The sequence below is a fragment of the Psychromonas sp. MB-3u-54 genome (genome assembly GCF_002836415.1).
Taxonomy (GTDB): domain Bacteria; phylum Pseudomonadota; class Gammaproteobacteria; order Enterobacterales; family Psychromonadaceae; genus Psychromonas.
The window spans coordinates 56,521-64,019 of record NZ_PJBP01000174.1 but is presented as its reverse complement, the minus strand read 5'-3'; the positions used below and the strand labels follow the sequence as shown (position 1 = coordinate 64,019).

Annotated in this window: 7 protein-coding genes; all 7 read left to right on the top strand. The window is 36.4% G+C overall.

The window, feature by feature from the left end; all coding sequences use genetic code 11:
- Nucleotides 1-397 precede the first annotated feature (397 nt).
- The 7 genes from rfbB (at nucleotide 398) to CXF72_RS14955 (ending at nucleotide 7,442) form a co-directional block, all read left to right on the top strand.
- A complete protein-coding gene (rfbB, locus tag CXF72_RS14985; RefSeq protein WP_101040112.1) occupies nucleotides 398-1,480 on the top strand; it encodes a dTDP-glucose 4,6-dehydratase in 1,083 nt (360 codons plus the stop codon).
- Entirely contained in the window at nucleotides 1,477-2,358 is an 882-nt protein-coding gene (gene rfbA, locus CXF72_RS14980; protein WP_101040110.1) for a glucose-1-phosphate thymidylyltransferase RfbA, read from the top strand. The genes rfbB and rfbA overlap by 4 nt, the downstream gene beginning before the upstream one ends.
- Before the next feature lie 4 nt (nucleotides 2,359-2,362).
- Nucleotides 2,363-3,247 carry a dTDP-4-dehydrorhamnose reductase gene (rfbD, locus tag CXF72_RS14975; RefSeq protein ID WP_101040108.1) on the top strand — a complete coding sequence of 295 codons (885 nt, stop codon included), beginning with the start codon at nucleotides 2,363-2,365 and terminating at the stop codon, nucleotides 3,245-3,247.
- 15 nt (nucleotides 3,248-3,262) lie between these two features.
- On the top strand, nucleotides 3,263-3,808 hold the full coding sequence (gene rfbC, locus CXF72_RS14970) for a dTDP-4-dehydrorhamnose 3,5-epimerase (protein WP_101040106.1): 546 nt from the start codon (nucleotides 3,263-3,265) through the stop codon (nucleotides 3,806-3,808).
- 494 nt (nucleotides 3,809-4,302) lie between these two features.
- A complete protein-coding gene (locus CXF72_RS14965) occupies nucleotides 4,303-5,109 on the top strand; it encodes an ABC transporter permease (RefSeq protein ID WP_101040104.1) in 807 nt (268 codons plus the stop codon).
- A 14-nt stretch (nucleotides 5,110-5,123) separates the two neighbouring features.
- Nucleotides 5,124-6,428: an ABC transporter ATP-binding protein gene (locus CXF72_RS14960; protein ID WP_198552620.1), complete on the top strand. Its 1,305-nt coding sequence runs from the start codon at nucleotides 5,124-5,126 to the stop codon at nucleotides 6,426-6,428.
- 210 nt (nucleotides 6,429-6,638) lie between these two features.
- The gene (locus tag CXF72_RS14955; RefSeq protein ID WP_101040100.1) at nucleotides 6,639-7,442 is read left to right on the top strand and encodes a sulfotransferase family protein; all 804 of its coding nucleotides are present in this window, start codon (nucleotides 6,639-6,641) and stop codon (nucleotides 7,440-7,442) included.
- Nucleotides 7,443-7,499: the final 57 nt, after the last annotated feature.

The following is a 7,499-nucleotide window of genomic DNA, read 5'->3' as shown; positions in this document are numbered from 1 at the left end:
GCTTTCGAGCCTTCGACCTTCGAGCCTTTCATCGGAAATCTTCTTGTCGTGACTATTCCCTTCTTTTATATAAAAGATCGCATTTTTAACTCATTCATTTATAATGTGCCGCGCTCGCTAACCACATCTTTAAATAATAAAGCCGTTTTCCACCTTGGAATTAAAGGCAGCAACCCAAACAAAATAGATAGATTTTAATAAATCACTTGCCTTTAGGAGCGCTGAACCTAGGGGCGGTAGCGTGCTTTAAATTGCTACTTTTAGTCACTTCTTGCATTTAATTCACGTTTAGAAGATGGGTTAATGTTACCTTACTTGTAGTTTTTGATAACTAAGAACAGTTTTGAAGTTAGCTATACAGAATAATTAAACTCACAATTATTAAAAAGAAGATAAAATGAAAATTTTAGTGACAGGAGGGGCTGGTTTTATTGGCTCAGCGGTTATCCGCAATATCATTAACAACACAAAAGATAGTGTTATCAATGTTGATAAATTGACCTATGCAGGCAACTTAGAATCCCTATCTGAAATCGAAGCGAGTGAACGTTATTCATTTGAGCAAGTTGATATTTGTGACCGGGCAGAGTTAGATCGTATATTTGAACAATATCAACCTGATGCGGTTATGCATTTAGCGGCAGAATCTCATGTTGACCGCTCGATTGATGGTCCTGCTGAATTTATTGAAACCAACATTGTTGGTACTTATCAGTTATTAGAAGCCACGCGGCAATATTGGAATCAATTGGACGAAACCCGCAAATCAGCATTTCGTTTTCATCATATTTCAACGGATGAAGTTTACGGTGATTTAGAAGGCCCGGAAGATCTCTTTACAGAAACAACATCCTATGCGCCAAGTTCTCCTTATTCAGCTTCAAAAGCATCAAGCGATCATTTAGTTCGCGCATGGCAGCGTACTTACGGGTTACCCACGTTAATTACCAATTGCTCAAATAATTACGGTCCTTATCATTTTCCTGAAAAGCTTATTCCCTTAGTCATTCTTAATGCGTTAGAGGGCAAACCCTTGCCTGTATATGGCAATGGAATGCAGATTCGTGATTGGTTATATGTAGAAGACCATGCTCGCGCTTTATATAAAGTCGTTACTGAAGGACTTGTTGGTGAAACCTATAATATCGGCGGACATAACGAGAAAGCCAATATTGAAGTGGTTAAAACTATCTGCAGCTTATTAGAAGAGTTAGTCCCGAATAAGCCTAAAGGTGTTGAGTCTTATCAAGATCTTATTACTTATGTTAAAGATCGGCCCGGTCATGACGTGCGTTATGCCATTGATGCAACAAAAATTGCAAATGAGCTTAACTGGACTCCGACTGAGACATTTGAAAGCGGTATGAGCAGTACTGTTGAATGGTATTTAAACAATAAAGAATGGTGGACTCGTGTATTGGATGGTTCATATAGTTTTGAGCGTCTAGGCACCGCAAGTACAAGTGAGGAGAATAAATGAAAGGCATTATCTTAGCTGGAGGGTCGGGAACGCGTTTATACCCTATTACTCGGGGTGTTTCAAAGCAACTATTACCAGTATATGACAAACCAATGGTCTATTATCCAATCTCAACATTAATGTTAGCGGGTATCAAAGATATTTTGATTATTACTACTCCAGAAGATATTGACAGTTTTAAACGATTATTGGGTGATGGTAACGATATCGGTGTTAATTTTGAATATGCGATTCAGCCAAGTCCAGATGGGTTAGCTCAAGCGTTTATTATTGGTGAAGAGTTTATTGATGGTGACAGTTGTTGTTTGGTGCTGGGAGATAATGTTTTCTATGGACAGTCCTTTAGTCAGACTTTAAAAAATTCAGCCAGTCGAACAAAAGGTGCAACAGTCTTTGGTTATCAGGTAAAAGACCCTGAACGTTTTGGTGTCATTGATTTTGATAAGAATATGAAAGCCCTTTCGATTGAAGAAAAGCCCGCTAACCCAAAATCTAACTATGCGGTCACCGGGTTATATTTTTATGATGAACGAGTCGTTGATTTTGCTAAAAAAGTAAAACCTTCTCACCGAGGTGAATTAGAAATCACCAGCATTAATCAAATGTATCTTGATGATAATTCTTTGAATGTTGAATTGCTAGGACGCGGTTTTGCCTGGCTTGATACTGGAACTCATGAAAGCTTGCATGAAGCTTCATCTTTTGTGCAGACAATTGAAAATGTTCAAGGATTAAAGGTCGCTTGCCTTGAAGAGATATCGTGGCGTAATAATTGGTTAAGTGATGAACAGGTTCTTGCACTTGCTAACCCTATGATGAAAAACGAATATGGGCAATACCTAAAACGTTTAATTGAAGAATCAAAAGCGAAGGCATAAAGATATGCGCGTATTAATAACCGGAAGTAAAGGACAGGTTGGTCATTGCCTAACGGAACAGTTAAAAAGTCATTCGAATGCGCAAGTCTTAGCGTTAGATTCAAAAGGCTTAGACATCACTGATCAATCTGCTGTCCAAGCAGCAGTGAATGAGTTTAAACCAACCATCATCATTAATGCTGCCGCATACACCGCAGTTGACCGAGCCGAAGATGAGGTTGATCTTGCTTACGCTATTAATCGTGATGGTGCAAAGTATTTAGCAGAAGCTGCACAAAGTGTAAATGCGGCTATTTTACATATTTCCACGGATTATGTGTTTTCTGGCGATAAAGAGGGGATGTATACTGAGGCCGATCTAACCTCACCACAGGGAATATACGGTGAAAGTAAATTAGCCGGTGAGAAAGCCGTTATTGAGGCGTGTCCCCGGCATATTATTCTGCGAACGGCATGGGTATTTGGTGAGCGTGGTAATAACTTTGTCAAAACCATGCTCCGTCTAGCCAAAACCCACGATACCTTAGGTATTGTGGGTGATCAATTTGGCGGGCCAACCTATGCAGGGGATATTGCATCGGCATTAGTCGCTATTGCGAAAGTTATCTTTAATGGTGGAGAGGATAAGTTTGGTATTTATCATTTTTCTGGCTTCCCACATGTTAGCTGGTGCCAGTTTGCTCAAGCTGTTTTTGATGAAGCAGTTGAACAAGGTGCGCTGAATAAGTCACCGATTGTTAACTCAATTACAACGGCAGATTATCCTACGCCAGCTAAGCGGCCAGCTAATTCAGCATTATCAACAGCATTAATCAAAGACAAGTTTGGGATTGATGCGAGTGATTGGAAGGCTGCGCTGCAGAATATTAAAGCGTATATAAATATATAACAGATTGAGTTTATTATGAAAATTATTGAAACAAAAATCCCTGATGTGAAAATCATTGAGCCAGCCGTCTTTGGTGATGAACGTGGTTTTTTTATGGAAACATGGAATCAAAAATCATTTGAAGAAAAGGTCACAGGTAAACCAACTTTATTCGTGCAAGATAATCATTCTAAATCGAAGAAAGGCATTTTACGTGGTATTCATTATCAAACTGAAAACATCCAAGGCAAACTTGTACGCGTTATCTCAGGTGAAGTGTTTGATGTTGCGGTAGACATACGTAAGGGCTCATCTACGTTTGGACAATGGGTGGGAGAATACCTCTCTGCAGAAAATAAAAAGCAAATGTGGGTGCCAGCAGGTTTTGCGCATGGTTTTTTGGTTACCAGTGATGAAGCTGAGTTTGTATATAAATGTACTGATTATTATAACCCAAATTCTGAACACGCTTTGCTTTGGAATGATAATTCTATAAATATAAATTGGCCAATTGAATTGGATCCGATACTTTCGGATAAAGATGCTAATGGTAGAAAGTTTTCTGAAATTGCTTACCTATAAGTAAAAGAAATAATGATTGATCTTTTAGCTAGCTTCTAACACTAGGCTTATTAATTTAATAGAAACATATTTTTAGTAGTGTTATTTCACCGTAACTTGCTAATACCTCAGTTACTGAGTAATTAATGTCTGGTATGAAAATATCGTTATCCTTGAGTTAATTACGTATCAGAAAAATGAAATTTCAATATAATTTAGTTAAATGATGTTCATAAATAGTACCTTGTTATCCGCTTGTCAGCTCTATAGTTATCGTCAATAGGTCTGCTTTATCTCTTTTTTAGTTAACTTTTTTATTTAAAGTGAGTTTTTCTAAAAAAGTGGAACCAAAAGTAAATCGATGTGTGACATGGAAATAAACATATTGACGGATATAGAATAAAAAATTTATACCTCAACCCGTCGTAAATCAATGTGGCAAAATGATTGGTATCATAAAAATGTACACCTGCATTAAGTCATTGTGAAAAGATTAATCTAAGGAAAGTAACTAGATGTACAAATTACCATTTATATTTGTTCGTGACATTTATAGCAGTCGTGAACTATTAAGAACAATGACTAAACGTGATTTACAGAATCGTTATTTAGGATCATTACTTGGAGGTGTATGGGCTTTCATTCAACCACTTGTTACTCTTCTGGTAATGTGGTTTGTTTTTCAAGTTGGCTTTAAAGCTCAGCCAACACCAGATGGAGTGCCATTTACTCTGTGGTTAGTTTCGGCAATGATTCCATGGTTTTTCTTTTCAGAAACGTTATCAAATGCGACTAATTCAATTATCGATCAGGCTGATGTTGTCAAGAAAATTGTATTTAAAGTTAGCTTGCTGCCAATCGTAAAAATAATTTCAGCCTTAATTATTCATTTATTCTTTATTGGTATCCTTCTTTCTATCGCGATTGCGTATGGTTATTATCCCACACTGAATTGGCTACAAATTCCCTATTTTCTTTTCTGCTCATTGGTTTTACTACTCGGAATTTCATGGATCACCTCCTCTATCGTGGTTTTTTTCCGTGATATTGGGCAAGTGGTTGCAGTGGTTATTCAATTGGGCTTTTGGGGAACACCTATATTCTGGCAGGTGGGGATGATACCAGAACAGTACCAATGGCTGTTTAAGTTAAACCCTGTATTCTATATAACAGAAGGCTACAGAAACTCAGTAACTACTGATATTTGGTTTTGGGAGGATGCTTCATGGACCTCTTATTACTGGCTTGTAACCGTATTTATTTTACTAATAGGTATTATTTGTTTTAAAAAATTAAAACCACACTTTGCTGATGTGTTGTAGAAGGCTGTAAAATAATGAATGACATTGCTATAAGCTGTAATAATATAACGAAAACGTATCCAATGTATAATGATCCAAAGGATAGATTTAAAGAAGCTCTTCACCCTTTTAGGAAAATATATCACAAAGATTTTTACGCCCTCAAAGATGTAACCTTTGAAGTGAAAAAGGGGGAAACAGTCGGAATAATTGGACAAAATGGAGCTGGAAAATCGACGCTTCTTAAAATTATCACTGGTGTTTTAACTCCAACTTCAGGTTCCATTCAAGTCAATGGAATAATTTCATCGATACTTGAACTAGGTACAGGTTTCAACAGTGAACTCACCGGAATCGAAAATATCTATGTCAATAGTTCATTGATGGGGGTCTCTGAAGAAGCGGTCGATAAAAAATTGGAACGCATCATCGCTTTTGCTGACATAGGAGACCACATCAACCAACCAGTCCGGGGTTACTCATCTGGTATGTTTGCACGATTAGCATTTGCTATCGCTATTAGTATTGACCCAGATATACTGATTGTGGATGAGGCTCTGGCCGTTGGAGATATGAATTTTCAGGCCAAGTGTATGACCGCGATGAAGCGTATTCAGGACAATGGAACAACTATTCTTTTCGTAAGTCATGATATCAGCAGCGTTAAGAGCTTGTGTGAAAGAGGTGTATATATAAAAAAGGGAAGCGTTCATGCGGTAGGAGACGCCGGACATGTTGCTGAATTATATATGGCTGATATGCGCATGCAGCATAATGCAGACAATCAATTTACAGGAGTTGAGCCTGCAGCTGCAGTTGAATTAGTTAATGCAACTACACAAAATAAGATGGACGAATTAGCTATAGAATTTGATAAAAAAGTTTCTCTATTCAGGCATGGTACTGGTGAAGCTAAGATTACGTACGTTGAAGTTTTAGATATCAATGACTCCCTTGTAGAGGAAGCTGAATTTAATCAGCAAGTTAGAGTTAAGATACATATCAAAAGTTATGTTAATAAAAAAATATCTGTGAATTTTCATTTACTTGATGATAAAAAGATAAATATAGTAACATGTAACTTTCTACAAGCAGGAACTAAACTGTATGCTGTCAAACCAGGTGACTGTTTAATAGTTGAATATGTTTTAAATTTGCCTTTGCAACACAATGTCTATTCACTCAATACAATGATAACAAGCCCAATAATCCCTGATATAAATATAGAATATATAGATGTGGTACCGGACTCATATAGTTTTAAAATAGCTAAAAGGCCAAATAGCACTCTGTGGTCCAAAGTAGATCTTTTTCCTAAACTAACAATTTCCAAACTATAGGTAAAATGCAGTAAAATACGGCTCTGTTCCAGTTAATGGTTGCTAGCTTTTTTGTCACATTCGCACTTTGTAAAGATTGAGATTACAGTGATTTTTTATTTTTACAATGCACTGTAATTTAAGACATTACATTGGCGACAAAAAATGAACTAGAAAACATCCTAACACACTGATAATTAATGAATAAGTAATAATTAAACGGTAGATGAAATGAAAGGAAATATTTTAATAATAGGCGCTCCAAGAAGTGGTACAACTTTATTATCTGGTTTGGTTACTGGTAATGAGAAATGTGTGCCAAATATACCTGAATGCACCTACATAACCCAAATAGTAAAGCATTATCATGATATTGTGAATTACTCCGATAAAGAACGATTCAGTATTTATGCAAAGGATCAAGAAACCTTGTTAGGTGTGTATAAAAAGCATGTGGATAATATGCTTGAAGTTGTTTTAAGCCAATTTAGAAATGTTAATTATGACGCCTTAGTCCTAAAAGATCCTGAATTATCTCTATATGTGGATCTTGTTTCAACTTTTTTTCACAAGAGTAAAATAATTTATATTGTAAGAGACCCGAGGGCAATCATTGCTTCAATGCTAAAAGTTTTTGCAAAAAAAAATAGTGGCTTATTTGGTGCAAATGGGTACTGCTCGGATGAAACTTTATTGCAAGTCGCAAGCGATATATATAATTACTTTTATGTCATACATGAGTCTAGAGCTTACAAGGACGGCATGATTCATATCGTGGGATATGAGGATATTGTTGAAGGCGATCTTGATGTGTTTGTTAATCTGGAAAAATATTTAGGTTACAAACTGAGTCGTAAAGCCTTTGAAAGAAATGCATTTGAATTCGATGAAAATGATTCTACTTTTTCAAAAAATTATGGTCAAGATATTGTGAAATGTACTAGTGACTATAGAGATTCACTTTGTCCAAAACATATAAAGGTAATAGAAGAAATGTTCAGTGGGCTTAACTTGATTTATAATTGGTGGGGTTAAGTGTGGTAAATGTTTTTTAAATTAATGATGTTTTATATCGAGTCTATTTTTTAAAGC

What these genes read in the sequence shown, in the direction of transcription:
- rfbC (WP_101040106.1), top strand. Translation starts at nt 3,263, where the DNA reads ATGAAAATTATTGAAACAAAAATCCCTGATGTGAAAATCATTGAGCCA.
- CXF72_RS14965 (WP_101040104.1), top strand. Translation starts at nt 4,303, where the DNA reads ATGTACAAATTACCATTTATATTTGTTCGTGACATTTATAGCAGTCGT.
- CXF72_RS14960 (WP_198552620.1), top strand. Translation starts at nt 5,124, where the DNA reads ATGAATGACATTGCTATAAGCTGTAATAATATAACGAAAACGTATCCA.
- CXF72_RS14955 (WP_101040100.1), top strand. Translation starts at nt 6,639, where the DNA reads ATGAAAGGAAATATTTTAATAATAGGCGCTCCAAGAAGTGGTACAACT.
- rfbA (WP_101040110.1), top strand. Translation starts at nt 1,477, where the DNA reads ATGAAAGGCATTATCTTAGCTGGAGGGTCGGGAACGCGTTTATACCCT.
- rfbD (WP_101040108.1), top strand. Translation starts at nt 2,363, where the DNA reads ATGCGCGTATTAATAACCGGAAGTAAAGGACAGGTTGGTCATTGCCTA.
- rfbB (WP_101040112.1), top strand. Translation starts at nt 398, where the DNA reads ATGAAAATTTTAGTGACAGGAGGGGCTGGTTTTATTGGCTCAGCGGTT.